Below are 26,920 nucleotides of genomic sequence, written 5' to 3' on the forward strand. Positions count from 1 at the left end.
CGCCGCCTCAGACATTCTTCCAATAGTTTCGATCCAGACCATGATAGATTCTGGCCTCCTGCAGGTGTTCCCTATGAATCCTTTCGCTCGCGGCCATGTCCGCAATCGTCCTCGCGACGCGAAGCAGACGCCCGTATCCTCTTGCCGTCAATCCCAGCCTTTCATAGCAGAGCCGAAGATAATTCTCCTCTTCTGTTCCCAAAGCGCAGTATTTTTTGAGTTCAGAGGCAGGAATCTGACTATTGCAGACAATCCCGCTGCCCGCAAAACGCTTCTTTTGTATCTGTCTGGTTTGAAGGACCCTGTCTAAAATACTTGCCGAACTCTCCGCCGCCTCCTCCCTGATCAAGTCGTCAAAGGAGACCGGAGAAGCATTTGCGCAGAGATCAATGCGATCTAAGAGGGGCTGAGAGATTTTCCCAAGATAGTCTCTCACCTGCGAAGGTCTGCAATGGCATCTCTTCTTGTCGGGGAAATAACCACAGGGACAAGGATTCATAGCGGCAACCAGCATAAAATCCGCCGGGTATTCCACATCCGCCTGCTGCCGTACGATACGCACGCGCCCCTCCTCCATGGGCTGCCGCAGGGTCTCAATCGTCGCCCGGTCGAATTCCGGCAGCTCATCCAAAAAGAGGACCCCTCCATTGGCTAAAGAGATCTCTCCGGGCTTGGGGATCAGTCCTCCTCCGATTAAGCCTGCCGGAGAAATCGTGTGATGCGGCGCGCGAAAGGGTCTTCGTTTCATCAATTGTCCCCCGTCTGTCAGAAGCCCGCAGACGGAGTAAACCTTAGAGAGTTCCAGCTCCTCTTCCCTGGTCATGGGCGGTAAAATACCGGGGATGGACCTGGCCACCATTGTCTTGCCTGCCCCCGGCGGCCCGATCATGAGCAGATTATGTCCGCCGCTGACCGCGATTTCACATGCCCTGCGAAGGCTCTTCTGCCCGCGGATATTCTTAAAATCATAGATTTCAGCCTCGGCAGGATGATTGCTCTGCCTTGCGCGAGAAGTGAATTCCCCTGTTTTTTCTCTCTCCCGTCTCAGCTCACACTTGCCGCCCAGATACCGGATGACATCCTCCAGATGATCGACCGAAAGCAAGCGCAGACCGTCGATCAGGGCTGCCTCACGCAGATTGGCCCTGGGGATGACAGCAGAGGTCAGACCGGCTCTCTTGGCCTCCATCATAATCGGCAGAACCCCGCTGACAGGATTGATCTTCCCGTCAAGCCCCAGTTCTCCCACAGTAATGATATCCGCCAGCCGCTCCTGGCCGATCACTCCGATCGCCGCCAAAATAGCAATCGCGACCGGCAAATCAAAACCGGTCCCGGATTTGCGAATGGAGGCCGGCGAAATATTGACCGTGATCCTCTTGATGGGCAGCTGAAAGCCGGTATTGCGCAGGGATGTTCTGACCCGCTCCCTGGCTTCTTTGACTTCCGCGGAGAGAAAACCCACCATTTCAAAGAGGGGCATTCCGTCAGAGACATCTGCTTCCACCAGCACCAGCTGAGAATCAATCCCCCGTATAATTGCAGTATTTACTTGACTGTACATAAGCGCTCCTAGCCGGAGTCAGACCTGCCCCTTAGGGCAGAGCGAAAAAATCTCTGATCTTATGTCAGATCAGTACAGATCAGCGAAAGGTCATGCCATGAAATTATGGCGAATATCTGTTAGGATAAGCGGGATGAGACGAATACTGACTTACGAAAATGAACTTAACTATGACAGCATTTACGACTGGCTGCGGGAAAAAATGCGTTTTCCCCGGTCCATTGTCGCTGCCCTTCGGTCCGGCGAGCAGGACTATCGGGTCAACGGGAAGAAACCGGTCCTCTGGCAGCCCCTCCCCGCCGGCTCCAGAATTCAGATCATCCTGGAGGATAGGAAATCATCCGCCTTCGCTCCGGTAAATCTGCCGCTGAATATTATATACGAGGACGAGGACATCCTTTTGATCGACAAGCCGGCCGGCATGCCATCTCATCCCTCGATGAACCATCAGAAGGACACCCTGGCCAATGCCGTTTTATATTATTACCAAAAACAGGGAATCCCCTTTGTCTTTCGCATCGCAAACCGGCTTGATATGGACACATCCGGTCTGGTCGCTGTCTCCAAAAACAGTTTGGCGGCGGCGCGCGTCAGGCAGATGATTGACAAAAGGCAGATCCACAGAGAATATCTCTGTATTGTAGAGGGGTCTTTCTCTGCAGATTCCTCTCTGACAAAGAGGGACTTTGTTAAGATGCGATATGACGCCGACGGGCAAATGATCGGCGGACGAATTTGGGCTCCCATCTCGCGCAAAGAGGGTTCCGTCTTAGAGCGAAGAGTAAACGCCAGCGATGGCCAGACTGCCCTGACAGACTTTGAAATCATACAGGAGGGAGCAAAATATTCTCTGCTGCGGGTATGGCTTGGAACAGGACGCACGCACCAGATCCGAGTTCATATGAATTATCTCGGCCACCCCCTCCCCGCCGACTACCTCTATCATCCGGTCTATCAGGATATCTCCCGTCAGCCCCTGCACTCCGCGAAACTGCGCTTTCCCCATCCCGTCAGTGGCCGGCAGATGTGCTTTGAGAGCAGGCTGCCGGCTGATATGCGGCATTTGCTGGATAACTTCCACAGCTGACAGGTTTCCTTTTCCCAGACGGCTGTCCCTCAATAAATATCTAAATTTCACGAATCACAGATCAATCCGGCAGCATCTCCTCTGTCATTTCAAGGAGCTTCCCCTCTTTTAGGTCGTAGTTGGGCAGACTCGGATAGGCGTCAAAATCCCTGCGGTTTGCCAGAATCACCCGGCGAATATAGGAATAGGTTTTGGCCTCTCCCCGCCTGGCTAAAAAGAAAAGCATAAACTCCAGGAGGGCCTGGGTCTGCGGATGAATGGTCAGATGATCTCTTCCCCGCAGGTAGTAGTTCCAGGCGGAATCATCCTGATACCGGTCTCTCTGATAGTTTTTCGAGGCTGCCACCCGATCGACAAAAGACTCCACCACGTAATTGACAGGCATCTTCATTCCGACCATACCCGGGCCGGAATGCTCGTCGACAGCATAGTCAATCCAGTACTCAAAGTGATGCTTATTCCTTCCCTTGTGATGGAGCCAGGACAGAGAATATCCCCGATCCCTGCGCTCCCCGTCATTGGGACTGTGAGAGCCGGTGTAATATTTGGCTCCGACCAGAAATTCCGTGGGGGAGTATTTGGATAAATCGTGGAATAACCCCTGCCGGTAGAGTCCAAGCGCAAAGCACCCCCGCATGACCAGCATTTTGTGATGGTGAATGGTCCGAAGATGTCCCAGCCAATTCCACATTCTATCCTCCTCATTGAAATCCTTCGAGGGAATTATACGAGAAATCCTATCTTATGTCATTTGTCATTGCATTTGATGGTTGCTGTCATGGCTGTCAGTCATGCGGCGTTTCCAATACTAACCGCCCTGAGACATTGAAATACCGGTTTCCTTCCCCTATAATCTGAGACAATCTACGAAAGCAAACCTGCAAGAACAGTGAAGCTGAAGTGAATCAATAGGCGCTGTGAAACTGAAACAAATTCACAGGAGTCATAAAGGAGAAGACCATGTCTGATGAGAATATAAACACTCCCTGTCCGAAAGATGAGGACGATGATGTCATGGTGACCATAGAGTTAGAAGATCAGGATCTGGACTGTGAAATTCTAACTATTTTTACGCTTAACAGCCAGGACTACATTGTTCTCATGCCTGTCGACGAGCACGGAGACCCCATCGACGACAGCATGGTCTACATCTACCGATACCTGGAAGACGCAGATGGCAATCCTTCCATCGATAACATTCAGACGGATGAGGAGTACGATCGAGTCAATCGCTACTTCACACAGTTAGCAGACCGGGACTATCCCTCATCCTGATCTTTTTCCTGTATCTCTGCCAGAAAACGGGAAGGAGCGAGCTTTTGATTGCCCATTTCAAGACAGGAGTAGAGATATACCTCTCTCTTTGCCCTGGTGAGCGCGACATAAAACATCCGCCGCTCCTCCTCCAGGGCCTCCCTTCCTCTGGCTCGTGAAGAGGGCGTAATCCCCTCGTTGACATCCATGATGTGAACCTGGTCAAACTCAAGCCCCTTGGATCCGTGGAAGGTAAAAAGTCCCACCGGCGGCGCCCGGTTATCGCTCTGCGCCAAAATCTCATTTTCCCCCATCCCTCTTTTCCTCTGGTCATACTGATCTGCCCCTCCTGCTTCAGGCAGCAGACGTTCTTCTTCGAGTGTTTTTATATAACTCTTAAGAGCCTCTTTGCCCCTGCCCCGGATCCCCCTGGCCAGGCCCATAAGAATCCCAAGCAGCATTTCAATCTCATCCCATTCGCTCCTCTTGTCCCTGTAGGATTCCTCTAAAAATGCCCGGTATCCGACCTTCCCAAAAAGATATGTCAGGGCGGCGTATGGGGAAGAGGATGCGAGAAAAGCCATATCCCTCTCCAGTTCCAGAAATTGCTTTGCCTGCCCGGGATGCTCTTTCAATCGCCTCCCCAGTTCCCCCCACTCAAAGGTCTCTTCTTCAATACAGGATCTTGGCAGCTGACGACAGGGTCTGTTTAAAATCCGAAGAAGATCCTCCCTCCTCCTGTGTCCCAGCGCAAGGCTGCAGTAGGAAATGATATCCTGTGTCAACCAGTGCCCGGCGACTTTGCGCTCCTTTCGACGCATATAAAAGGGAATCCCCTCCTGCCGCAGGACCCGTATCAGCTCAGTGGACTGGGCCCTGGTTCGAAACAAAACCGCGGTCTCTCCCCTGCGCTTTCGCAGAAGGCCTCCAATCCGCTCCGCCTCCTCCCTTGGATTTCTAAGACGCCTTACCACAATCCTTCCCATCTCCTTTCGGTCTGGCCGAATGCTCTTGGCATAGCGCATCTTGTTGTGACCAATCAGCCGCTTTGCCGCCTTGACAATAGACCGGGTCGAACGATAATTGGTCTGTAAATGCAAAATAACCGCATTCGGATAGGTCGATCGGATGTCCAAAAGAAGTCCGGGCCTTGCGCCGCGAAAGCCATAGATTGACTGGTCATCATCGCCCACCAGAAAGAGGTTTCCCCATCCCTCCGCAAGAATCTGTACCAGAGAAAACTGCAGAGCATCCATATCCTGGGCCTCATCGACAAGAATCATCCGAAAGCGATGGGACCACCTGTCGCGAATCGCCGGATTCTCCTCCAGGAGTATCCTGGCCTCAGATAGCATGTCCCCATAGTCTAGAACCTTATCCCGCCTTTTCATCGACCGATAAATTCGGGCGAATTGCTCCGTCAGATCAGATTCCTTTTCTGTCTCATTCACACTCCTCTCCAGGTCTTGCGTGCCAGTGATTAGATCCGTCTCTCTTTGCGACAGACCATCCAGTCTCTTTAAAAGATCCTCTATCTTCCGCCGGTCCGCCCGGATCCCCATTTGATCAAGGGTCTCCATTGCCAGAAGGAAGCGCTTCTCCTCACTCAACAGACTGTCAGCTGAATAACCCCGCTCTTCCCTAAGGATTCGAAAGAACACAGAGTGAAAGGTCCCGAAGACAACGGGGATCCCCTCTGTTCCCAGCACTGACAGGAAGCGATTCTGCATTTCCATGGCAGCCTCCCTGGTGAATGTGATCACAAGGATTTGCTCTGCCGGGATCTTCCTCTTCTCAATCAGTCTCGCGACCCGACGGATGATAACGCCGGTCTTTCCGGAACCCGGCCCGGCGATCGTCAGGCAGACTCCCTCAAAAAAGGAAACCGCCTCCTCCTGTTTTATATCGAGCAAGAAAATCACCTCCATAGACCGGATATAGAATGCGCGCAAGAGTACAAAAAAGTACCGAAAAGGGCGAATCAGCACATACACCTTCTGAAAAGAGCTATTTCCCGTGGATGAAAAAAGTCTCAAATACACACGAAAAACATATTCAAATCAGTAAAAAATCCCTTCTAAAAAAGCTGCAAAACGAAAAAAGAAAGAGCATAGAGCATATAGAAACAAAAAGCAAAGAAGAGAAAGTATCGAAATGCGAAAATGGAAACAGAAAAACACAAGGCATCCGAAAATGAAAAAGGCTTAGCCCTTTGGGAAGGACTAAACCTATTTATAACATCTTATGTATCGACTTGCAAGAGCCCGCATTTCATTGCCTATTGTTGCCAGTGCATCCCATTACCCACCGCTGCTGAAGGCACTTGCATGTTTCCCTCTGAGCTCACTTGCCCATTGCTGTTGGACTCTCTTTATCTCCTCTGCAAAAGCATGATGAATGTAAGACTCAGCTCAGCTTCTCAATAGCCGCCCGGATACGGGCGATCGTCTCTTCCTTTCCAAGGATCGACATGAGCTCCGTCGCTCCTCCGGGAGTCATCTGCTTGCCTGAGACCGCCGTTCGAAGAGGCCAGAAAACATAACCGTTCTTGTATCCGTGCTCTTTGGCAAATGCCTTACAGGCCTCAAAAAGTCCCTCATTACTGTAATCCTCCTGGGCCTCTAAAAGAGGGAGGATCTCCTCCAGAGTCCTGCGGGAGTTCTCCGGCGTGGTCTTCATCTTCTTGTGCTGGTACATATCCGCGTCATAGTCCGGAACGGCGTCAAAGAAATCCACATGTTCCCTGATGTCCGGGAAGATCTCGATGCGGGACTGAACCATAGACGCAATCGCCCGCAGATCATACTCTCCCCTGACATATTCCCGCAGGTAGGGCAGAGCCATCTCATAAAATGTATCAAAGGGCAGGGCCTTGATATACTCTCCATTCATCCACTTGAGCTTTTCAATATCAAAAACCGCGGGAGACTTGGACAGACGGTGATAGTCAAAGGCCAAAACCAGCTCCTTTAAGGAGAAAATCTCTCGATTCTCCTCCGGACTCCATCCCAGAAGAGCCACGTAATTGACAATGGCATCTGAGAGGAACCCCTGCGCTATCAGATCTTCATAGGAGGAATGGCCGCTTCTCTTAGACAGCTTCTGATGATCCGTATTGGTAATCAGAGGGCAGTGAATATAGGTGGGAACCTCCCAGCCAAAGGCCTCATAAAGGCGGTTATACTTGGGAGCGGAGGACAAATACTCATTGCCTCTGACCACATGGGTAATCCCCATCAGATGGTCATCGACCACATTGGCGAAATTGTAGGTGGGATACCCGTCCGACTTGATCAGGATCATATCATCCAATTCCGCATTATCCACAGAGATATGGCCGTAGATCTCATCATCAAAGGAAGTCTGTCCCTCTCTCGGATTATTCTGGCGAATGACATAGGGAATGCCGGCATCCAGCTTGGCCTGTACCTCTTTGGGAGTCAGATGCAGACAGTGCTTGTCATAAATGGCGATCTCTTTATCTCCCACCTTGACTTTGAGATTGGCCAGGCGCTCCGGCGTACAGAAACAATAATAGGCCTCTCCCCGATCGATCAGTTTTTTGGCATACTTTAAGTAGATGCCCTGCGCCTGACGTTCGGACTGGACATAAGGGCCGACTCCGCCATCCTTATCGGGGCCCTCGTCATGAATCAGGCCTGTTTTGGCTAAGGTCCGATAGATGATATCTACCGCCCCATCCACGTAGCGCTCCTGGTCGGTGTCCTCAATGCGGAGAATAAAGTCTCCGCCTGCATGCTTGGCCACAAGATAGGCATATAGCGCCGTTCTCAAATTTCCAACATGCATACGCCCCGTGGGACTGGGGGCGAATCTCGTTCTGATCTTACTCATTTTTCATCTCCGATCCGCAACGCAATCACAGGGCCGACTGCCTGCAATTGCAATACAGCATATTAGTCTAGTAAGCCCGATCTGTCTTGTCAATCCGCCTGTGACAAATCCTATAGATCTGCCTGTAACAAGTCCTGCAGATCAGCTGTGACAAGTTCTCTAGATCGCTCCCTTTGCGTACTTGTCTTCCAGACGATAGAGCTCCCGGGACACCTCATCTTGTCCGGCTTCCTTCATGCGGTTTAATTCCACCCCGTAGCTGATCAGGTCTGTGCTCTTGGCTAGGTCACGAATTCCAGACGCGATGCTCTCCAGGGTCTCCTCCGCGACATGGTAGCGTTGGCTCTGTATCTCCACCATAGCTAAGTCTCCCCGCAGATAATAGCTGGAAAACATGGCTCGCAAAGAGGCCTGTCGGGCATTTCTCTGAAAGGCCTTCTCGAAGCATTCTCCCGCTTCCTTGTAAAAGAAGAGTCTACTGTAAGCTGTTCCCATATTGTGATAGAGATCCCCGATAATTCTCGGATTGGTCGTAGCTTCTGAAATCTCTGACAGCAGGCTTCGGTACATAAGAATCGCCTCCTGATATCGCCCCAGGGCGGCCATACGGTCACAGGCCATTTTTCGCCGCTCCCCCATCCCCTTGCCGGACAGGGCAGCGATTGTTCCGCTGATCTCCTGGACCTCCTGTCTTGACAGATATCCTATGTCAAGAAGCAGGGTTCCCACAAAAATGTGCAGGGCAGCCTTGTCGCGGATCAGCCTGCGCAGTCTCTGCGCCAGCTCGTGCATTCCCACCTGTGTGTCGATCCACTGACAGAGCTCCAGACTCATAAAGGTCTCATCCAGTGTCTGTATGTGCGTGGCCAGATAGAAACTCAGTTCCTCAGGGCTGAAGACGCGAATCCCCTCCTGGGTCTGATAGGGCGAATCAGCCAGAGGAGAAGAACACAGAATACATTCACTCATCTTTCCCCTCCCTCCTTGTACAAAGCGATCTGATAGGTCCAGACCTGTCCGCTGGAGGGATAGAAGTCTCCAAAGCCAAGGTCAAAGACCTTCACTTCAATTTCCTCACCTCCCCTTGATTTGGCCTGAACGCGAAGACGGCTGGTTCTTGGTGGACGCCTGGGCAAATCAGACAGCTCAATCACATGCAAATATGCCTTTTTTTGCCGGGGTTCCTGGATCCACAGCTCAAGCTCCGCCTGTTTGTCCAGGATAACCTCACAGGTCCCCTTTGCCTCATACCGATTCTCCCCTGCCGCAAGCAGGGTACGAAATTCCTTCTTTCCATGGTTTAAGACCTGCAGGCCGACGTTAACCTTCAGATCATTGGAAGAAAGATAGGCAAAGGGCCAGGCTTCATCAGACATCCGAACGCGGCCGCAATAGCACGCCCCCTTGGTGTACAGATTTTTCCCGATAAAGACCCTGCGTCCTCTGCAGAGTCGGTTTAAAGAGAGCTTCATCCAGTCTCCCTCAAAGCCGCTCCCGATCAGGTATACCGAAGAAATACGATCCCCCTTAAAATTTTGATCGATGATCTGATCGAAGCAGAGATCCAGATTCTCCGTATCGACGGACAGATTCTTCTCCTCAATGGTCACCATCTGGGGCTGGGTCTTCTGATCCCGGTGCAGACGCCAGAATCGCATGACATTGTCCTGATAGGAAAAGAGAGCGACATCGCCCACAAAAATCTGGGCCTGCTGGTGAAAGACAAAATAGTAAAAGCTCTCCTTTCGATCAATCACCCGGATCAATTCTCTGGAATAATGCATGGCGTCCGCCAGCCTGCCAATCAATCTGACCCTCTTTGCGTCCACGCGGTCCAGGACAAAGACCATCTGTCCCAGGGCCATTTGCCCCGCGAGCTGGGGCGCCAGTGCCATAAGGTGGTTGAGAAAATGCAGAAGAAGGTCGAAGGGATGGTAGGGTTTGCCCTCCAGATAGACCTCTTCTTCGGCAAGCGCTCTGGAAAACAACTGGTCTGCCAGGTCAGCCTCCAAAAGCCTGGCCGCCCTGACGGCATCCTCGCCATAGAGCCAGCTCTCCTCCCCCCTGCGACGGCCAATGCAGGTTGGAATCTGATAGAGACCGCTCCCAAGGACCGGACTCATGGTCTGCGGCTCCTTGTGCATGGAATCCAGGTAGGAAAACATGGTATAAGAATCGTCCAGGTCAATCCCGTAATAGATTCGATTATCTCTCATTGACTCCCCCCTAGAGCAAGGAAAACAGCTTGGATGTAATATTTTCCTGCATGCGATAGTCCATCATCTCCTCGATTCCCTGCTCCAGATTGCCCTGGCCAAGCAGGTCTTCCATGCGGTTCAGCCGGTTGTATGCCGCCTCCTCTTCGATTTTGGCCTCAAGCTGACAGCTGATCTTACCGCTGACCGCCGGATCCTTCCCGCGCAAATCATCCCAAATCAGATAATCGACGGTCTGCCCTCGAAAGAGAACCATCTGCTTGACATAAAGGCCGCAGTAGATCTCCGGCATCAGTTCCTCCCGATATCCTCCCTCCGGCATGGAGTAGCGGATTCGTATCGTCTGCTGGGGATCTGACTGATACTCAATCATAGCCTTGTCATAGAGCTGATACTTCATGAGCAGGCTGTGGTCAACCTTCTGCATGAAGGAGAAGCGGATCCTCTGAGAGAGCGCCTGGCCGATCAGCCGATCCAAAAGAGCGAACTCCGCATTGGTCAGCTTCTTAGAATAGCAGAGCCGTTTCATCAAGGCCAGCATACAGGACTGGGATGGAGATCTTCTCCTGGCATATTCATCATAGATGTAGAAAAAAATATGCTCAGGAATCCCATGGTCTTTTTGATCCACATCCAGCAGGTAGCGGTGGGCAAAGAAGTTCTGATAAGCCTCCATGATCTTAGTGTTCGGCCGCTGCCCTCTGTAGTAATCAAAGACCTCAGACAGGCCCTTTGGAATGTCCTCCGTATAGAGAGATTGCACCAGAATGCGCTCCGCCAGGGCAAAACGATCCAGCTTTGCCTCACCGGCCAGTTCCCAGAGGATCATCATGCGGTCAGTCGTGCCGACAAAGCCCTCCAGCATAAAGGCGATCAGTCTTTCTTCCCACTGGGCAGAGGATACTCCCTCCCCAACACAGTCCAGCAAAAATCCGCAGAGACTCAGACCAAAATCCCGGCTGTCACTAGCGTCCTCTCCCAGGCAGACCGCGCTGACCAATCCCGCGAGATCTTCCGGAGCCAGACCGGGTACCGTAAAGTCCTGCAGGGCCAGATAGACCTTGTGATACTGCCCGCTGTGAATCCAGGAGGTCAATACATATTTTCGCATGTCCCGGTTCATTCCCGTCAGATCAGTCACCTTGCGGAAATGTTCCTCGATCACACTCTCCTGCCCTGCGGCGAGCAGACACTCGCTCATCGCTGGATAGTAGGGAGCCAGGTAATCCTCACGAAGCTTATAGGAGGACAGCATGGCAAGCATCTGTGGACGGTTCAGAGGCATCCGCGGGTTCAGAGAGAGCCCATGAAGCAGATAGGGAATGCTGTCCGGCGCCAGGGGAGCCAGCCTGTCATAGAAGCGGTCGATATCCAAAAGCGGCTCGACGCCAAGCAGCTTCTCTCCCTCTGTAATCGCGCCGTTCTCATCCTCTAATACCAAAAGCCGATCCCCTCCGTAAAGGGGCAGGTAAGCCGCGTGATCTGCCACAGAGGCGATCACCGGCTCCGTAAGCGCCTGGTGATAGACGAGCACCCGTCTGGAGCCCTCCGCCGTACAGAGGATCTTATGAATGAAGAGCAATGGAGCCATGGCTCTGGCGATCGTTTCCGACGGGGTAATGCGATCCAGATAATCATTGTAGATGATGGCTATGTTATCGTCGATTCGTCCCTCGATCATCATCCGCTCCGCAAAGCGGTCTAAAGAATTGCGATAGGCTTCATAGGTCTTTGGATCCCGCTTCTGGAAGGAGACAATGTTCGCGTAGAGAAGGGCCTGCTTCTCCTGCGGCAGTCTGTTATTAATGAGAAAATACCGGGCCAGCAGAGGCGGAATGGGACGAATGGCATCCTGGGGCATAGACATCATGTATGCCTCATAGAGCCCCGGGACATTGACCCCCTCATCGACCGCTCTCTCATACCAGCTTTGTGCCCTGGCGGATCGATTGGGCTCCAGAAGCAGATAGGCAATCAGAGCAGACAGATTCTCCCGGCTCGGATAGGCCCAGACCGCCCCCATAAAGATACGGGTCCAGGCCGCCGAGCAGGTCTTGGATGTCGCTAGAATCTTGACCAGGCGGTCTACCAGAGCTGCTGTGAAAGCCCTGCGGCTTCTGACCCAGGATAAGAGGCCAAAAGCGAAATCATCCGCCTCGGTCAGCAGATAAGGCTCCTCTCTTAATAAATCATATGCCTCCAGATAGAGCAAAGGAGAACGAACGCGGGCGGCTTCTTCAGAAATCTCCGCATATTTCTCCGCCGCCTCCTTCTCTTCTGTCCGCAGAAGACAGCAGAAGAGGTCCGCCCGATCCCTGTGCCTCCGAAAAATAACGTCGATCTGGCGGATCAGTTCTCTTCGATTCTGGCGATCCTCAGATAGATTACAGTAGAGATAGAGGAGTAAACCCCATTCCGGGCTGTTTTTATCCGCAATTTTCCCCTTCAGTCCCCCGATCAGATCAAGCGCCTCCTCTGTCTGACCGTTTTCAATCAGAGCCATCGTCTGCAGAAGCTGCCAGAAAACATCCCGATCTGAATCCAGCCGGCGCAGGTCCTCCAGATCCCGCAGCCAGCGGTGGCACCACTCCGGCCTGCTCATTCGACCCAGGCGGTAGGACTCATAGTCGCGCATCACCCTTACGATCAGCGTTCGTAAGCTCTGACGGATCCCCGGAATCGCAGATGGGAAGTCCCTGCGCGTCGCCTGGATCGACAGCTGATGCACCAGACCATTGGTCTGCATCTGAATGACAGCGTAATTCACACCCGCGCGAAGCTTCTTTGCGTCCAGCAAATAGGGGACATCCGCCGTCTGCCCCAGGAAGTCCTCAGAGCTGATCCTCTTTTTCTCCAGGCTGATAAAGTCCCCCCGGCAAGTCAGCTGAATCTCGCCATGCCCCCAGCCTCTCTTGAGAAGATGAATATGATCCTCCTGGTCTTCCCGCAGCCAGGCGTACTTTCGGGTCTCGTCCGGCAGACCGAACACAAGAGCTTCCTTGAGTCCGGCATCCACCAGAAAATGCTCCAGATTCACCCCCGAGAGCGCCCCCCTTCGATAGGCCCGATAGAGGAGCCGAAGCCTCTGATCCTGTCTTATAATCCAGTGGGCGAAGGCGTCCGAATAGAAAAGATTAAGGGCCTCCTGCCAGTGATCCCGGGCTAAAAGAGCAAATTGGCGAATCTCTTTGATCTGGCCGATGGAGGACATCAGCTTCGCCTCTGTATATGTGATCTCATAGGGAATCTCTAACGTGACCTGGTTCGCCACTATCGTCATATGCCCACGCAGGCAGTCCCCCGCCAGAGCCTTCGGCAAGTGAACCTCATAGGCGATCACATTTTGCAGTCCCTCAAATTGCGGCGTTGTGCAGACGACATAGGGATTGGAAGAGTAGACCATTCCCCGAAGAGGAATCTCATTTAAGGAGATGACCGTAAAAGAGCCGCTGATATGACTTGCCTCAGCGGCCTCAACTGCAATCCGGTCAGGTTTCACCAGAACCTGAGGACTGGGGGTATCAAATTCATCATTGGCCAAACGCCAGATCCTCTTACGCACCTGATCTATTCCTATTCTCGTCGCTTGAACGCTGCATTTTCATCAGCTAGAATTATAGCCAAAGAAGGGGCCTGCCGCAAGGCAATGCCCTCCTGCCACAGGCAGCCTGCGCTCGCCCGAACAAGAGCAGTGCTCGCCCGACAGAGGAGGCAACGCCTGCCCGGACGAAGGAGTCGATACTCACTCGGACAAAGGAGTCAGATCATGGAACAAATTCAGCACAAGGATCATTTTCACGGAAGCGATCTGGAAAAAATTGAGCAGATCTATGGGATCCGAAAAGAGGAAATCATCTCCTTCTCCGCCAATGTCAACCCTCTGGGGATTTCTCCCAGACTGCGCCGGGGTCTGGCAGAACATGTCGACGCCATTGCTTCCTACCCCGATCGGGAATACACATCTCTTCGCCGCTGCATCAGTCAATATGTTGGATGTGATATGGAACAGGTCGTCGTTGGCAACGGATCAACAGAACTGATCTCACTCTTCATCGACTTTATTCATCCCAAAAGAGCCCTGATCCTTGGTCCTACCTATTCTGAATACGAGCGATCTGTCAGCCTGAGCGGGGGCAGCAGCCACTACTACCCTCTCCACGCGAAAGAGGACTTTATTCTTCACACGGAGGATCTCTGTGCCAAATTGGCCGAGGGCTATCAGCTGCTCATCCTCTGCAATCCCAACAATCCGACTTCTACCCTGATTCCCCGCCAGCAGATGCGAAGGATCCTGGACACCTGTAAGATGCTCGGAACCTACGTCCTTGTAGATGAGACCTATATCGAATTCACCTCTGATGTCACCGCGTCATCCTCTGTACCTCTGGCCAGAGACTACAATAATCTGATCATTCTTCGGGGAACATCGAAATTCTTCGCTGCCCCCGGCCTGCGACTGGGTTATGCCGTCCTGGGCAACCCCGACATGATTTCCACCATCCGGCGGGTCAAAAACCCCTGGATGATCAACGCGCTCGCGGACGTAGCCGGTCAGCTGATGTTTGCCGACGAAGACTATAAAGAAAAGACCCGGCATCTCATTCTCTCTGAGCGAAAGCGCCTCTACCAGCTCTTTTTGACCTCCGGCCGCTTCAGGCCCTACGCCCCACAGGCCAACTTTATGCTCCTTGGCATCAAAGATCCCACCTTAAACGCGGCTGATCTCTTTGACCGCTGCATTCGCCAGAAAATGATGATCCGGGACTGCTCTACCTTTCCCTTCCTCTCCGATCGCTACATCCGCTTCTGCTTTATGAAGCCGGAGGACAACGACCGACTGACAGCCCTGCTCTTATCCTGACTGTGGACAATCCCTGCTCAAGACAGGGAAACGATCAGTCGAAAGACCTGCTCCGCCGTCGCGGCAAGATTCTCGCGGGCATTTCCCGCGTCCATGGCCTGGTCCAGGGTACAGACCCTGCGCAGAATCGGGAAAAAAGCATCGATCCCATGCTCGTTGCACACGTTGGCGTCATCGGTCACGCATCCGCTGAAGGCGATCACACTCTTTCCGTACTTCTTGGCAATATGAGCCACCCCGATCGGGGCTTTTCCCATGACGGTCTGCCCGTCCAGCCGTCCCTCTCCTGTGACGACAAAATCGGCATCCTTGACGTAAGACTCCAATTTCGTCTCTTCCAGAACAATCTTAACTCCGGATTCCAAGACGGCATTGGTGTAGGACAAAAAGGCAAAGCCCAGGCCTCCGGCGGCTCCTGTCCCCGGAATCATCCTGTCGGCTCTCTTATACTTCTCACAGGTCAGGGCAGCGTAATGGGCCATCCAATGATCCATCTCAGTCACCATGGCAGGCGTCGCCCCCTTCTGTGGTCCAAAGACCGCGCTGCAGCCCTCCTCCCCGCAGAGAGGGTTCGTCACGTCGCAGGCCACCCTGAAATGACATTGGGCCAGCTCCGGCAGAACTTTCTGATCACAGATACGGTCTATGGCGGCAAGCCCTTTGGCTCCATGGGGAATCTGTCTCCCCTCCTGATCTAAAAACTGGTAGCCAAGAGCCTGCAGCATACCGACGCCCCCGTCGTTCGTCGCGCTGCCCCCGATTCCCACGATGAAATTGCGGCAGCCCTTCTGAATGGCATCGGCAATCATTTCGCCCACGCCATAGGTCGTCGTATGCAGGGGGTTCCTCTTCTCCCGGGGAACCAGGGTAATGCCGGCAGCAGCGGACATCTCGATGATAGCCGTTTTGCTGTCATCAATGATGCCATAGACTGCCTCAACAGGTTCTCCCAGAGGCCCTGTGACAAGAATCCTCTCGATTCTTCCATTCATTCCGAGCGCCAGCGCTTCAACGGTTCCCTCGCCTCCATCCGCCAGGGGGCGAACCAGAACCTCCGCATTCCGACAGGCTCTGCCGATTCCATCCGCGACGGCATTTCCCGCCTCCAGAGATGACAGACTCCCCTTCAGCGAATCGATCGCTACAAGCACTTTCATGTTTTCCATCCCCCTTTATCTATCCTTGCCCTGATTTCTCACAGTATCTTTTGCTCCAAAAACAACCTGATCTCTCAAGGTGCCTTTCATTCCAAAATCGCTCTGGTCTCTCAAGGCGCCTTCAATTCCAAAAATACCCTGCTTTCTCAAAGTGCCTTTATCTCTCAAAGGCAAAGTAAACCAGGATGGCATCGTCCGCCTTGTGCATGTAGACGCCGCTGTCCTCCCCCTTTTTCCTTCCCAGAGGAGCAATATCATAGCGGCCATACTCATGCCCCTCCTTCTGCTTCTTCTGGTGCAGGGCGGCATCGCCAAAGTCCCGGTTCTCGAAGCAGCGAACCGCCTGAATCAGGCTCTGCTCGCAGGACTCGCCCAGGAAAATCTGACGAATCCCCCTGGAGAGATAGACAGACTCTCCGTTGATATTGCCGTACTCATTCATCCCGGCTCCCCTGCCCCTCAGGGACTCTCTCAACTCTGAAAAATCACTCATCTTCCTCTCCTCTCTTCATGGGCGGTTATGTCCCATTTCTCTTGCTGTCCTTATTCTACCCCATTTGCAGACCAAGTACATTCCGCGTTTTTCCGGCTGCCTAATCACCTGGCCCAAGTCACTCCCCTGACTCGATGCTAGTCAAATCCCAACCTGTGCTCTCATGACCGCGTCGGGAAGATGACAGGCAAATCTTTGATCCCTCTCTGACAGGCAGGTCTTTAATTTACCTCATTTCTCTTTTTCCCTTGGACGAACCAGAACAGAAACCATCTCATGCTCATCTCCCTCCACAGAGATAATATTTACGGGAGACAGGCGGGAGTAGATCCCAGCCAACCTGCCCCCGTAGAGATAGAGGCCTGTCATATTGGCGAAGGAGTGTATATAGGGGCTCTTCTGTCCCAGCGCCTGTTCCTGGTATTCATTCCCCTCGTATGAGGTCTTGGAGTAATCCGCGTTGAGCGTCCGGTAGGGCTCAATATACTCCTGGATGATATAGCCCTGTCCGCAGCAGGCGTCCAGCGTCTTCTCCCAGTCCTCCTGCTTCATATTTCCGCTGTAGAAAATCCCCTCGGCCCCATAGGAATCCTCAGGCTTGATGATCCATTCCTTAAACCGCCGGCGGATATCATCACGGTTCGCGTGGATCGGACCCAGGATCGCCGTGAAGGGAACGTGGCGCATAATAAAGAGATTCTCCTCCGCCGTCAGAAAAGACATGGTCTCTTCCTGGTGCAGGATCCGAAAGAGAATCTTGTCGTGGACAATCTGAGTGGCAAAGTCTCCCACAAGAGTCACCTTTTTGTCTCTGACCGCAGATATAAAATCCCCGATCGCCTCCCTGTGATCCATGATGTCTGACGTCACCGCCCTGCGATAAATGGCGTCCACCCGCATGCCGTCCCCTGTATAGAGCTTTTCTCCGTCATAAGACAAGTCCCGGATTTCCGCGATCCGCGCCTGGCAGCCGGCTCTGCGGAAGGCCTGGACAAAGCGGTCAAACTCATTCAGGTTAATGGCATTTTCCAGAAAATCAACAATGGCAACATTAGGCAGGCTGGCCGGATCATACCCCTCACTCGAAATCACATCCTCCGGCTGACCGAAGATATTCTCTTGAATCGACTTCTCCCGGGTCACATCGCGAAGACGGATGTTCAGCCGCGGATCCTGACGACAGATTGCAAGGAAAGTTCTGACCCAGGAATCAAAGAGTTCAAATTCCTCGATCTCATATGTATCTTTCAGATTCCGACAGATTTTACTTCGGGCAAACAGCTGCCCCATAACCCGGTTCTCATTCATCGCAGAGGCTCCGTCCGCGTTGAATTCACAGAAGGCGAAGTCTCCGCTCTTTTCATTCCAGAAAATATCCAGTCGGCAAAGGGGGAGAAGGCAGTCGTATCCCGGCAGATTCAAAATCAGCTCCTCCAATTCCTCAGAGAAGCCAAAAAGAACCCTGTATTCAGGGCATTCAATATACCGGCGCATCACCTTGACTAAAATCTGCCACATGGTCTCTCCCGCGGATCGGACAATGGCAAGCCCATCCTCTGTAAAGGCCTTGGGCAGATAGAGCATCTTGACCGGCTGACCATGGTAGGACAGCTCCGAATTCTCAATTGCCTCATTCTCTTCTCTCCCGGAGGCATCATGAGCCTCGGGATCGGAATAATAGGCTTCCAACAGTTCTCTCTGCAATGTGTATTTCATGCCGTCCCCCTGAAATTCTCCTGCGCCGTCACACTTATGCTAAGACAAGTGCCCGGGCAATTGCAAGGTTTCCGGCTTTTCTCACCGGGGCAGAAGGAATCCGAAAATCAAATAGGTCACAAAGGCCAGACTGCTGGCGATCACAACATAGGGAAACTGTGTCAGGGCGTGATCCATATTCTCAATGCCGGAGACCTGGGAGGATAAGAGGGTGGCGTCAGCGTAAAAACAGGCATGGCTGCCAAAGGCGCCGCCGGAAATAATGGCCGCCATAGCTAAGATGACATTAGCCCCGACTGCCGCCCCCATGGGCATGATCACCGGGATAGAGACTGCGGACATCCCCCAGTTGGAACCGGTTGTGAATGTGAGAACCGCCACTAAAAAGAAGGCAAGCGCCGGGAAGACCTGGGGTATCAGCCCGGGCGCAATAATTTGCAGCAGGTAATCCGTCAGTCCAAGACCAGCCAGTCCCTTCTGCAGGGTAAAAGCCACGAGAAGCATGGCAAGGACCGGAAGCATATCCGCGAAGCCCCGCGTGCAGACCGCGGTGAAATCCGCCACAGATAAAATTCGTCTGGGAATATAGAGGACAAAACAGATGCCGATGCAGGCAATCACCGCGAGAAACACATCCCCCGTCACAGTCGATATGATAATCAGGGCAAGGACCGGAAGTAAAAAGTCAAAGACATTGCCCTTGTCCTCCTCCTCCACATCTAAAATATTATATTTGGCGGAATCCCGCCCATAGGTCACTCCCGTTCGGCCGGTTCTGGCGTATGCTCTCCTCATCGGCCCAAGATTGGGAATCCAGCCCATACAGAGCAAAAAGACCAAGATGACCGCAAAAATCGGATAGAAGAGAAAGGGGATGGTATGTATATAGGCCTTCATGGGTTCCATCTTAAGGGTCTGAACCCAGGGCTCTTTGGCGAAGAGGCCTGAGAAGAAGATCGCCCAGGTCGAGAAGGGCAGAAGAACACAGATCGGCGCCCCCGTGGAATCGAGAACATAAGCCAGCATTTCCCTGGGAATCTTGTGTCTGTCATAGAGCTTCTTCATACAAATGCCCACAGTCATGACATTGAGATAGTCGTCCACAAAGATGAGCGTTCCCAGGAGGAAGGAAGCCAGCTTGGTCCGCCGGGAATTTGAGCAGTAGCGCTCCGCGATCCTCTCAAAACCGCGGCTGCCCCCGGAGGCCTCCAAAAGAGCAATTATACAGCCAAAGAAACCACAGAGGAGAAAGATCCAAACATTGTCACTGAGGCTCTTTTGTATGGCACTGATCCACTCTGTCAGAAAATTGCCCCGGTAAAGAGCGATAAAAGACATGAGAGAACCCAGAGTTAAGACTTCAAGACTTCGCTTGGTCTTAAAGGCCAGGACAATCATCAGAACTACGATCAGAAGGGAAAGCATGCCATTGGACATCTTGACTCACTCCATGCGGAAAAAACCGGATGCTTATCTGCGCCCAGACCCTGGATACGCATCCATTTCAAAAGTATGATCACACAGATTTCAGGAAAAGCTCTGTCATCTCTCAAGCGCAGACCGGCCTTGTCGCCTGTTTCAGCCATTCCAGATCTTCCCCCTTCAGGAAGGGAGAGATCTTCTCCCATACCATTTTGTGGTAGCGATTGAGCTTATCGATATCGGAAGCGTCCATCTGTTCCGGCTTCAAGCCCTCCAGATCAATCGGCACATAGGTCAATGGCTCAAAGCAGAGAAATCTTCCGTATTCATTGACGCAGTCTTCCACGCAGAGGGTAATCGACTCGGTGCGAATCCCGTACTGCCCCTCGATATACATTCCCGGCTCGTCTGAGGTGATCATCCCCGGGACAAAAGAGGTCCGGTCTTCAGGGATTCGATCTCTCCAGCGGATCACCTGCGGTCCCTCATGGACATTTAAAATATAGCCGATCCCGTGCCCGGTACCGTGGTTGAAATTCTTATGCCTCTCCCAGAGGGGTTCCCTTGCAATCGCGTCAAGCACCATACCGGAGCAGCCCTCCATAAAGCGGGCAAAAAGAAGACGGAGATTAGAGACGGCAACCGTGGTGAAATCCTCTCTCATCGAATCGGTCAATTCCCCCAGGCAGATGGTTCTGGTCACGTCGGTCGTGCCGCCTAAGTACTGTCCCCCTGAATCCACCAGAAGAAAACCTCTGCCCTCTATCCTGGCGCAGTCGTCTTTTGTCGGCGCGTAGTGGGCCATAGCGGCATTGGCGTTATAAGCGCAGATCGTCTCAAAGGAGAGATCCAGATAGCCGGGCAGTTCAGCACGCAGGCCCTCCAGATAGCGAGCTGCTGACAGCTCCGTCAAGCACCCCTCTCTCGCGTGTTTCTTTACATAGGCGATAAACCTGCAGACAGCCACAGAGTCCTGCAGATAGACCTCTCTGATATGAGAGATCTCCACAGAATTCTTGACGGCCTTCATCATCTCTGTCGGGTTGGCGGCCAGAATCAGGTTTTCAGCTCCCAGACAGGAGGCCGCCAGTGAGACCATAGCGTCAGAGGAGGATCTGGGATCCAGCATGAGTTTGATCGGCTTCTGATCGCCGGTCATCGCTGAGTCCGGATCTTTTGCTGCCGAATCCGCCAGCCGCCCGGAAAGGATCTCAAAGGTCTCATTGTAATCCTCCAGGGTGATCTCCTGCTCTCTGGCATAGGTACGCAGTTCCTCTGTGATCTCACTCTTCTGGAGAAACAAAAAGGCCCCGCGGTCTGTCAGCCAAAAATAAGAAAGAGCCACCGGATTACAGGCAATATCTGCTCCTCTGATATTGAGCAGCCACATGATATCATCCAGCTTGGAGAGAATCAGCTGGTCGGCCCCCTTAGCGGCCATAGCTGCCCTGACCCCGGATAGCTTGTCCGCATAGGACTCGCCTGTCAGGTCCTCTTTTAAGACAATGACCGGATGCGAGGCTCTATTCGGGCGATCTGTCCAGAGTCTGTCCTGGGGCGCAAAACGATTGTTTAATTCACATCCATGTTTCTCTGCCAGATTGTGGTATTGTAACCCCTCCGCGTAAGAAAAGGTTCGCCCGTCATATGCCAGGCAATCTCCCTCCTTCAAGCTGGCGTCCAGATAGTCGCACAGACTTGGAACGCCGGTCTGGCCCGATTTCATGAGAACATATTCGCTATTCTCAAGTTCTTGGGCCGCGGAGATAAAATAGCGGCCGTCTGTCCAGAGAAGGGCTTTTGTCTGACTGATCAGAATGCGAACGTTATCTGAGCTGCAGCCGGACAGCCAGAGGCTGGTCTTGTCGTAGTCTCCCACATACTCGGAGGCATGCTCGTCCGAAGAAGAAATCAGATAATAACTGACTCCCTCCTCTCTCATGCAGGCTCTAACCCGGCTTAAAACTTCTGCGATCAAGTCGTCACACTTTCTCTTGTCTCATCTGCGGTTCTCTTATCCTAACAGATCATAACAGTCAGGCCGGGCGGATTCCAGTCGTTTTTCTCTCCGACCTGTCCTCTTCCAGCTACTCCGCCTCAATCTCCTTGATAATGAACTCGTTGCCCTGAACAAGCCAGGTCTGATCCGAACCGCAGCTGGGACAGATCTTCCCATGCTCCACTGTCCCGTAGTCCTGCCCGCAGCCATTGCAATGGGAGACAGCCGGAATGGTCTCAATGTTCATCCCGGCTCCGCGCAGAAGGTCCCGCTTGTCAGCCGCCCAGCGCCAGCAGTCCAAAAGATAGTCCGGAATGACGGTCGACACTTCTCCCAGCTGCAGGGTGACAGCGCTGATTTTCTCGACCTGATTCTCCTCAGCGACCTGGGTCAGCTGATCTACAATGTGAAATACGACCCCGAGCTCGTGCATTTATTTCTTCTTTCCAAACTTGATATGGATGGCCTGCTTGGCGGCATAGGGCAGAATATATTTCATCTTGTCCTCCGCCACATGCATTTCAGAGCATTCCGGCCGGTCACGGTGAATTGTAATCGCGTCGAACTCGCACTTGGTCGTACAGATGCCGCAGCCGACACAGCGATTCGGATCGACAATGCTGGCTCCACAGGAGAGACAGCGGGCGGTCTCCGCCCTGACCTGGTCCTCCGTAAAGGTCAGCTTTGACTCACGGAAGGATTTCTTCCAGTCCCTGCCTTCGGGATCTCTCCCCTCTTGATAGTGAACCTCCTGACGTCCCGCGTGATCATAGTCATCGATGCGAATGTCGTCCTTGTCCAGCATGTTGAACTCCCAGCGGTTCCTCCCGATGGTGAGTGTAGAGTGGGGCTGAACAAAGCGGTGCAGAGAGGTCGCCGCCTTCTTTCCGGCAGCAATGGCGTCAATCGCGAAGCTTGGGCCTGTATAGACATCACCTCCGACGAAAATATCGGGTTGTGCCGTCTGATAGGTGACCGGGTCAGCCACTGCCCCCTGTCCTCTTCCCAGCTCTACCTTGGATCCCGCCAGCAGATCTCCCCAGAGAATGGACTGGCCTACGGATAAGAAGAGATGGCGGCAGGAGACTGTCATGGTGTCGTCTTCATCGTACTCGGGCGCGAAGCGATGCTGGTCATCGAAGACCCGGATACAGCGCTTGAATACGACCCCGCTGACCCGACCGTCCTCTGTCAGAATTTCCTTGGGTCCCCAGCCGGGATTGATTTGAATATCTTCCTCCTCGGCCTCTTTGATCTCCTCCGAGGAGGCGGGCATGATCTCTCTGGACTCCAGACAAAACATGGAGATTTTGGCCTCCCCGCAGCGGCCGGCAGACCTGGCCACATCAATGGCCACATTTCCTCCGCCGATGACGACGACATCTCCTCGGATGTCAAATGCCTTCTTCTCTCCGACCTCTCTTAAGAAATCGACCGCGGTCATCACTCCCTCGGCGTCCTCGTGGTCAAGACCGAGTCCTCTGCCCCCCTGACAGCCGATCGCCAGGTAAAATCCCCGGTAACCCTGTGCCCTGAGCTCATCCAGACTGATGTCCTTACCTACCTCCACCCCATACTGAATCTCGACTCCCATGGCCTTGATAATCTCAACCTCGGCCAGGATGACATCCTTCTCCAGCTTGTAGGACGGGATCCCATAGGTCAGCATCCCGCCGGGCATGGCATTCTTCTCAAATATGGTCGGCGCGTACCCCATCTGCGCCAGATAAAAGGCACAGGAGAGTCCGGCAGGGCCTGCGCCCACAATGGCGATTTTTTCGTCAAAATGGCCCTTTGTCGCGGGAACAACCTTCTTTGGGATATAACGGGTCTCTTCCTTCAGGTCCAGATCGGCCAGGAATTTCTTGACCTCATCAATTGCGACCGGATCATCGACCCTTCCTCTGGTACACTCGCTCTCGCACCTGCGGTTACAGATTCTTCCGCAAATGGCAGGCAAGGGGTTGTTCTTCTTGATGAGAGCCAGAGCCTCCTGATAGCGCCCCTGCGCCGCCATCTTCAGATAGCCCTGGACGGCGATATGAGCTGGGCAGGCAGTCTTGCAGGGAGCGGTGCCGGACTCATGGCTGTTCACCCGGTTGTCATCCCTGTAGTTTTCATTCCACATCTCCTTTCCCCACTTATGCTCAGAGGGAAGGACCTGTCTCGGATAGCTGACCTCTGTTCCATCCGCCCTGCAGAGCTTCTGTCCCAGCTTCAGGGCCCCTGCCGGACAGTACTCGACGCAGCGTCCGCAGGCCACACATTTCTCCTTGTCTACATGGGCCACGTAGGCGGACCTTGACATATTGGGCGTATTAAAGAGCTGGGAAGTTCTAAGAGCGTAGCAGACATTGACATTGCAGTTGCAGATCGCAAAGATCTTATCCTCTCCGTCAATATTGGTAATCTGATGGACGAAGCCGTTATCCTCTCCCTTCTGGAAAATCTCTAAGGCCTCCTCTTTCGTGATATAGCGGCCGCCCTTATTGGTCTCCACCACATAGTCCGCCATATCCCCTACCGCGATACACCAGTCCGCCGGATCGTCGGCACAGCCCTCATCATAGGTCTTTCTGGACATGCGGCAGGAGCAGGGAGAAGCGGCATACTTTCCCTCGTACTTGTCCAGCCAGTGGCTGATATGCTCAATGGAGACGGAATGATCCTCCATTGCGATCGCCTTCTCGACGGGAATGACGTGCATGCCGATACCGGCTCCTCCCGGGGGAACCATAGGGGTCACCTTCTCCAGCGGCAAAAAGGTCATCCGCTCAAAGAAGCGGCCTAACTCCGGGTGTTCTTCCAGAAGGTCGGCATTCATGTTGGTGAACTCTCCGACTCCGGGCACAAACATAGGCACCTGCCAGCGCTTCTCATGTCCGGGGTTCTTGCCATCCAGGTTCTCCCAGTGATATTCCAGAAGCCCCGTGTAGGACATATGAGACAGACAATCCTCCAGGGTCTTGTCGTCCAGTCCGCTCAGTCGCTTGATCTCCGCAAAAGTTCTCGGCTTGCGGAGTCCCATCTCCAGGGCGATCTTGGCCTCCTGGTCTGTAGCAATCGCGGCTAAAGCCCAGTACTCTGGATCTTCTTTTGTGATTTTGGTCAGTCCAAGGTGCTGCGGCACGCGATCTGTAATCATCTTGGCCAGCCTGACAATCGGCTCTCTGATCGGTCCGTCATCCCTGATGTAGTCCGGTCGGTTCAACGACATATAAAACCCCTTTCATAAGAAAAGGATCCGCAGGCTCGCGTATGCTTCAGACAAGCCCGCAGATCTTTTCTGTAACTCAATTGACGCTTCAAAACTTCATAAGTGAAAATTCTCTCGTCAGTCCTCTCCCATCAATGACCTCAAAGAGCAAGCTCACGGGCAAGTCACTCCGCTCTCGCCATAGCCTCATCGAAGTCCCTTGTTCCCTTCCAGATCTCTCCCCGATAGGGATTGATTCCGCTTCTCTTAGACCTCTTGATGATAGCCAAAAGCAATGCCAGATTCACCAGGATGGATAAGACAGCGACCATTCCGCCGACCTGGGGTGCAGCCGTAGCCGGGTGAACATCGGTCCTCATGAAACCGTCCGCGTAGAGCACGGGAAGAACCGAGAAGACAGAGGCATCCTGGAAGGTCGGGAATACCTGGGCGAACATACACCAGGTCGCCAGGGTATTGGCCCGATTCTGAATCCAGCCGCCCTTGTTCCAGAAGATAGCGGCAACCGTGGGCGCCAGAAGAAGGGCGAAGCCGCAGTACCAGGAGTGCGTGGGCAGGTTCAGATAGGTATACTCAAAATTCCAGATGTCATAGGCCAAAATATAGGCCCAGGTCATATCGGGCCAGAGCATATCGTCCTTCTTCTTGGAAGAATAGATTCCCCACCAGCCGGTCATACAGAAGATATTGATCAGGCCGGCAATTCCGTTAGCCCAGTTCCACCAGCCGCCATAGAGCCAGACTCCCTCAGAGGACAGCCACCATCTGCTCCCTGTCTCGGCTAAAGCCATGGAACCGCGAATGGCGGACTCAAAGTCACTTCCCACAGCAATCAGAATATTGATGGCTACAATCAGAAAAGGAAATGCCTTAAACCACTGGGTCTTTCCGATTCCCTTCTTGTACTTGAGAAGCATAAAGCCGATACAGCCGGCAGAAGCGGCATAGAGCTTGGCATAGTGGAACCAGGAATTCATATGGATATAGGTCGGGTTATTCAGCGCCCACTCGGCTTTCTGCGCGGCTCCGACATAGATGGCAATAAAGTATATCGACAGACCGGCCAAAAGTCCGACAAAAATCCCATAGCCGCCGATTTTAGATCTGCGCTCAATTTCGTTGAAGAGAATGAGTCCTCCGAAGACCAGAATCCAGCCCAGGACCTGATAGAGGGACAAATCACCGTAAACCTGAAAAAACATTTTCACTACCCCTTTCGCTGTAAAGCAATCCGAAGTCCGCCTTATAGGGCAGACTCTTATCTTATTGCCGCAAACTTTTACATAAAATCAATTATATTAAAAAATGCAAATTTCAAAAGGATTTCCCGGAGATTTTATGTAAAAGAGGAAATCAAAATAAATATGATGCACAATCGTTTCTTGAAATCGGCCAAATTAGCGGCTTTCTTTGGTATTAGCTCCTGCTAACAGTTTTCATGTAAAAAAATCGGGGATGAATTTGTCTATTTTGCACAAATGCTAAAAGACCTGCAAAAAGGCTGACCGCCCCTGCCTGCTCCGCTCATGGGAACAGGCAGGTATGGCAAGTCAGCCTTCAGCGATTTTATGCTTTTGTTTGTATCCGATGATCTGTGCCATCAGCCGATCTTTGTTATCAACTGAATCCGCATAATCAGCCGGATCTGCGCAATTACCTGTCAGCCTTCCTCTTTCTGGCGAATGCAAACAGTCCGATTGCAAGCGCGCCGACTGCGAGGCTCGCGTAGATGGGAAGCTGAGTCTGGTCGCCCGTCTTGGGCGCAATCTTGGTATCCTTTACAGGAGCCACAGGCTTGTTTGGCTTGGGCTCAGGCTTGGGTGCGGGGGCAGCCTTATACTTGAGGGTGAAGCTGATATCCTTGCTGGTCGGATTGATCGCATCCGCGCCTGAGGGCAGCTGCTCTGCCTCCCAGTTAAAGCTGAAGCGGATGGTCTTCCCGCTCAGGGGATTGGTCTCATGATTCCGCGAACCGTGTAATTGGTGTCGGCCTTGGCCTGGCCGTTGAAGACCGTGCCTTCATGCTCATGCAGGGGCGTGTCGTAATTCCTTGATGATCACCGGATTGCTCCGCGCTTC

Annotated in this window: 21 protein-coding genes; 4 read left to right on the forward strand and 17 right to left on the reverse strand. The window is 52.8% G+C overall.

Features of this window, described 5'->3' with window-relative positions; translation table 11 throughout:
- Positions 1–7: 7 nt before the first annotated feature.
- Positions 8–1,564, reverse strand: a complete 1,557-nt coding sequence (locus HMPREF1508_RS02290; protein WP_044959042.1) for a YifB family Mg chelatase-like AAA ATPase — start codon at positions 1,562–1,564, stop codon at positions 8–10.
- Positions 1,565–1,697: 133 nt separating this feature from the next.
- Here HMPREF1508_RS02290 and HMPREF1508_RS02295 point away from each other — a divergent pair, with 133 nt between their 5' ends.
- Complete coding sequence (locus HMPREF1508_RS02295; RefSeq protein ID WP_044959047.1) at positions 1,698–2,651, forward strand: RluA family pseudouridine synthase; 954 nt, start codon at positions 1,698–1,700, stop codon at positions 2,649–2,651.
- A 61-nt stretch (positions 2,652–2,712) separates the two neighbouring features.
- Here HMPREF1508_RS02295 and HMPREF1508_RS02300 read toward each other — a convergent pair whose 3' ends face one another.
- On the reverse strand, positions 2,713–3,342 hold the full coding sequence (locus HMPREF1508_RS02300) for a DUF5662 family protein (RefSeq protein WP_044959050.1): 630 nt from the start codon (positions 3,340–3,342) through the stop codon (positions 2,713–2,715).
- Between the two features lie 269 nt (positions 3,343–3,611).
- Between HMPREF1508_RS02300 and HMPREF1508_RS02305 the strand changes: the two genes are divergently transcribed.
- Positions 3,612–3,926 (forward strand): DUF1292 domain-containing protein, encoded by a 315-nt coding sequence (locus HMPREF1508_RS02305; RefSeq protein ID WP_044959052.1) that lies wholly within the window; start codon positions 3,612–3,614, stop codon positions 3,924–3,926.
- On the opposite strand, the gene HMPREF1508_RS02310 is transcribed toward HMPREF1508_RS02305, so the two are convergent.
- A complete protein-coding gene (locus HMPREF1508_RS02310) occupies positions 3,911–5,818 on the reverse strand; it encodes an ATP-dependent helicase (RefSeq protein ID WP_198015544.1) in 1,908 nt (635 codons plus the stop codon). The two genes, HMPREF1508_RS02305 and HMPREF1508_RS02310, sit on opposite strands and share 16 nt — an antisense overlap.
- 29 nt (positions 5,819–5,847) lie before the next feature.
- Between HMPREF1508_RS02310 and HMPREF1508_RS10120 the strand changes: the two genes are divergently transcribed.
- Positions 5,848–6,102 carry a hypothetical protein gene (locus HMPREF1508_RS10120; protein WP_156923155.1) on the forward strand — a complete coding sequence of 85 codons (255 nt, stop codon included), beginning with the start codon at positions 5,848–5,850 and terminating at the stop codon, positions 6,100–6,102.
- A 209-nt stretch (positions 6,103–6,311) separates the two neighbouring features.
- Here HMPREF1508_RS10120 and gltX read toward each other — a convergent pair whose 3' ends face one another.
- The 4 genes from gltX to HMPREF1508_RS02330 all read right to left on the reverse strand — a co-directional run bounded on the left by gltX (position 6,312) and on the right by HMPREF1508_RS02330 (position 13,538).
- Positions 6,312–7,760, reverse strand: coding sequence for a glutamate--tRNA ligase (gene gltX / locus HMPREF1508_RS02315; protein WP_044959060.1), 1,449 nt, complete (start codon positions 7,758–7,760; stop codon positions 6,312–6,314).
- Between the two features lie 159 nt (positions 7,761–7,919).
- Positions 7,920–8,729: a DUF2225 domain-containing protein gene (locus tag HMPREF1508_RS02320; RefSeq protein WP_044959062.1), complete on the reverse strand. Its 810-nt coding sequence runs from the start codon at positions 8,727–8,729 to the stop codon at positions 7,920–7,922.
- Entirely contained in the window at positions 8,726–9,976 is a 1,251-nt protein-coding gene (locus HMPREF1508_RS02325; RefSeq protein ID WP_044959064.1) for a DUF5716 family protein, read from the reverse strand. The genes HMPREF1508_RS02320 and HMPREF1508_RS02325 overlap by 4 nt, the downstream gene beginning before the upstream one ends.
- 10 nt (positions 9,977–9,986) lie before the next feature.
- A complete protein-coding gene (locus tag HMPREF1508_RS02330; RefSeq protein WP_278244573.1) occupies positions 9,987–13,538 on the reverse strand; it encodes a DUF5717 family protein in 3,552 nt (1,183 codons plus the stop codon).
- Between the two features lie 204 nt (positions 13,539–13,742).
- On the opposite strand from HMPREF1508_RS02330, the gene cobD reads away from it, so the two are divergent.
- Positions 13,743–14,837: a threonine-phosphate decarboxylase CobD gene (cobD, locus tag HMPREF1508_RS02335; protein WP_044959069.1), complete on the forward strand. Its 1,095-nt coding sequence runs from the start codon at positions 13,743–13,745 to the stop codon at positions 14,835–14,837.
- Positions 14,838–14,854: 17 nt separating this feature from the next.
- Here cobD and HMPREF1508_RS02340 read toward each other — a convergent pair whose 3' ends face one another.
- The 10 genes from HMPREF1508_RS02340 to HMPREF1508_RS10855 all read right to left on the reverse strand — a co-directional run bounded on the left by HMPREF1508_RS02340 (position 14,855) and on the right by HMPREF1508_RS10855 (position 26,632).
- Complete coding sequence (locus HMPREF1508_RS02340; RefSeq protein ID WP_044959071.1) at positions 14,855–15,994, reverse strand: glycerate kinase family protein; 1,140 nt, start codon at positions 15,992–15,994, stop codon at positions 14,855–14,857.
- A gap of 15 nt (positions 15,995–16,009) precedes the next feature.
- Complete coding sequence (locus HMPREF1508_RS10620; protein WP_278244574.1) at positions 16,010–16,144, reverse strand: hypothetical protein; 135 nt, start codon at positions 16,142–16,144, stop codon at positions 16,010–16,012.
- Between the two features lie 7 nt (positions 16,145–16,151).
- Positions 16,152–16,487, reverse strand: coding sequence for a hypothetical protein (locus HMPREF1508_RS02345; protein WP_044959074.1), 336 nt, complete (start codon positions 16,485–16,487; stop codon positions 16,152–16,154).
- Positions 16,488–16,718: 231 nt separating this feature from the next.
- Positions 16,719–18,203 carry a hypothetical protein gene (locus tag HMPREF1508_RS02350; protein WP_049906851.1) on the reverse strand — a complete coding sequence of 495 codons (1,485 nt, stop codon included), beginning with the start codon at positions 18,201–18,203 and terminating at the stop codon, positions 16,719–16,721.
- Positions 18,204–18,284: 81 nt separating this feature from the next.
- Positions 18,285–19,640, reverse strand: a complete 1,356-nt coding sequence (locus HMPREF1508_RS02355) for a Na+/H+ antiporter NhaC family protein (RefSeq protein WP_044959076.1) — start codon at positions 19,638–19,640, stop codon at positions 18,285–18,287.
- 112 nt (positions 19,641–19,752) lie between these two features.
- The gene (locus HMPREF1508_RS02360) at positions 19,753–21,603 is read right to left on the reverse strand and encodes an aminopeptidase P family protein (RefSeq protein ID WP_242834481.1); all 1,851 of its coding nucleotides are present in this window, start codon (positions 21,601–21,603) and stop codon (positions 19,753–19,755) included.
- Positions 21,604–21,712: 109 nt separating this feature from the next.
- Entirely contained in the window at positions 21,713–22,057 is a 345-nt protein-coding gene (locus HMPREF1508_RS02365) for a hydrogenase maturation nickel metallochaperone HypA (protein WP_044959080.1), read from the reverse strand.
- Positions 22,058–24,841, reverse strand: a complete 2,784-nt coding sequence (locus HMPREF1508_RS02370) for an FAD-dependent oxidoreductase (protein WP_044959082.1) — start codon at positions 24,839–24,841, stop codon at positions 22,058–22,060.
- Positions 24,842–25,005: 164 nt separating this feature from the next.
- Positions 25,006–26,043: a DUF5692 family protein gene (locus tag HMPREF1508_RS02375; RefSeq protein ID WP_044959084.1), complete on the reverse strand. Its 1,038-nt coding sequence runs from the start codon at positions 26,041–26,043 to the stop codon at positions 25,006–25,008.
- A 451-nt stretch (positions 26,044–26,494) separates the two neighbouring features.
- The gene (locus HMPREF1508_RS10855) at positions 26,495–26,632 is read right to left on the reverse strand and encodes an LPXTG cell wall anchor domain-containing protein (protein WP_198015545.1); all 138 of its coding nucleotides are present in this window, start codon (positions 26,630–26,632) and stop codon (positions 26,495–26,497) included.
- Between the last annotated feature and the right edge of the window lie 288 nt (positions 26,633–26,920).

It is taken from the genome of Shuttleworthella sp. MSX8B, assembly GCF_000524295.1.
GTDB lineage: Bacteria > Bacillota > Clostridia > Lachnospirales > Lachnospiraceae > Shuttleworthia > Shuttleworthia satelles.

Excerpts from the sequence above, each read along its gene's own strand:
- cobD (WP_044959069.1), top strand. The coding sequence starts at position 13,743 with ATGGAACAAATTCAGCACAAGGATCATTTTCACGGAAGCGATCTGGAA.
- HMPREF1508_RS02325 (WP_044959064.1), bottom strand. The coding sequence starts at position 9,976 with ATGAGAGATAATCGAATCTATTACGGGATTGACCTGGACGATTCTTAT.
- HMPREF1508_RS02320 (WP_044959062.1), bottom strand. The coding sequence starts at position 8,729 with ATGAGTGAATGTATTCTGTGTTCTTCTCCTCTGGCTGATTCGCCCTAT.
- gltX (WP_044959060.1), bottom strand. The coding sequence starts at position 7,760 with ATGAGTAAGATCAGAACGAGATTCGCCCCCAGTCCCACGGGGCGTATG.
- HMPREF1508_RS02305 (WP_044959052.1), top strand. The coding sequence starts at position 3,612 with ATGTCTGATGAGAATATAAACACTCCCTGTCCGAAAGATGAGGACGAT.
- HMPREF1508_RS02355 (WP_044959076.1), bottom strand. The coding sequence starts at position 19,640 with ATGTCCAATGGCATGCTTTCCCTTCTGATCGTAGTTCTGATGATTGTC.
- HMPREF1508_RS02295 (WP_044959047.1), top strand. The coding sequence starts at position 1,698 with ATGAGACGAATACTGACTTACGAAAATGAACTTAACTATGACAGCATT.
- HMPREF1508_RS02350 (WP_049906851.1), bottom strand. The coding sequence starts at position 18,203 with ATGAAATACACATTGCAGAGAGAACTGTTGGAAGCCTATTATTCCGAT.
- HMPREF1508_RS02290 (WP_044959042.1), bottom strand. The coding sequence starts at position 1,564 with ATGTACAGTCAAGTAAATACTGCAATTATACGGGGGATTGATTCTCAG.
- HMPREF1508_RS02365 (WP_044959080.1), bottom strand. The coding sequence starts at position 22,057 with ATGCACGAGCTCGGGGTCGTATTTCACATTGTAGATCAGCTGACCCAG.
- HMPREF1508_RS10120 (WP_156923155.1), top strand. The coding sequence starts at position 5,848 with ATGCGCGCAAGAGTACAAAAAAGTACCGAAAAGGGCGAATCAGCACAT.
- HMPREF1508_RS02340 (WP_044959071.1), bottom strand. The coding sequence starts at position 15,994 with ATGAAAGTGCTTGTAGCGATCGATTCGCTGAAGGGGAGTCTGTCATCT.
- HMPREF1508_RS02375 (WP_044959084.1), bottom strand. The coding sequence starts at position 26,043 with ATGTTTTTTCAGGTTTACGGTGATTTGTCCCTCTATCAGGTCCTGGGC.
- HMPREF1508_RS02345 (WP_044959074.1), bottom strand. The coding sequence starts at position 16,487 with ATGAGTGATTTTTCAGAGTTGAGAGAGTCCCTGAGGGGCAGGGGAGCC.
- HMPREF1508_RS02300 (WP_044959050.1), bottom strand. The coding sequence starts at position 3,342 with ATGTGGAATTGGCTGGGACATCTTCGGACCATTCACCATCACAAAATG.
- HMPREF1508_RS02370 (WP_044959082.1), bottom strand. The coding sequence starts at position 24,841 with ATGTCGTTGAACCGACCGGACTACATCAGGGATGACGGACCGATCAGA.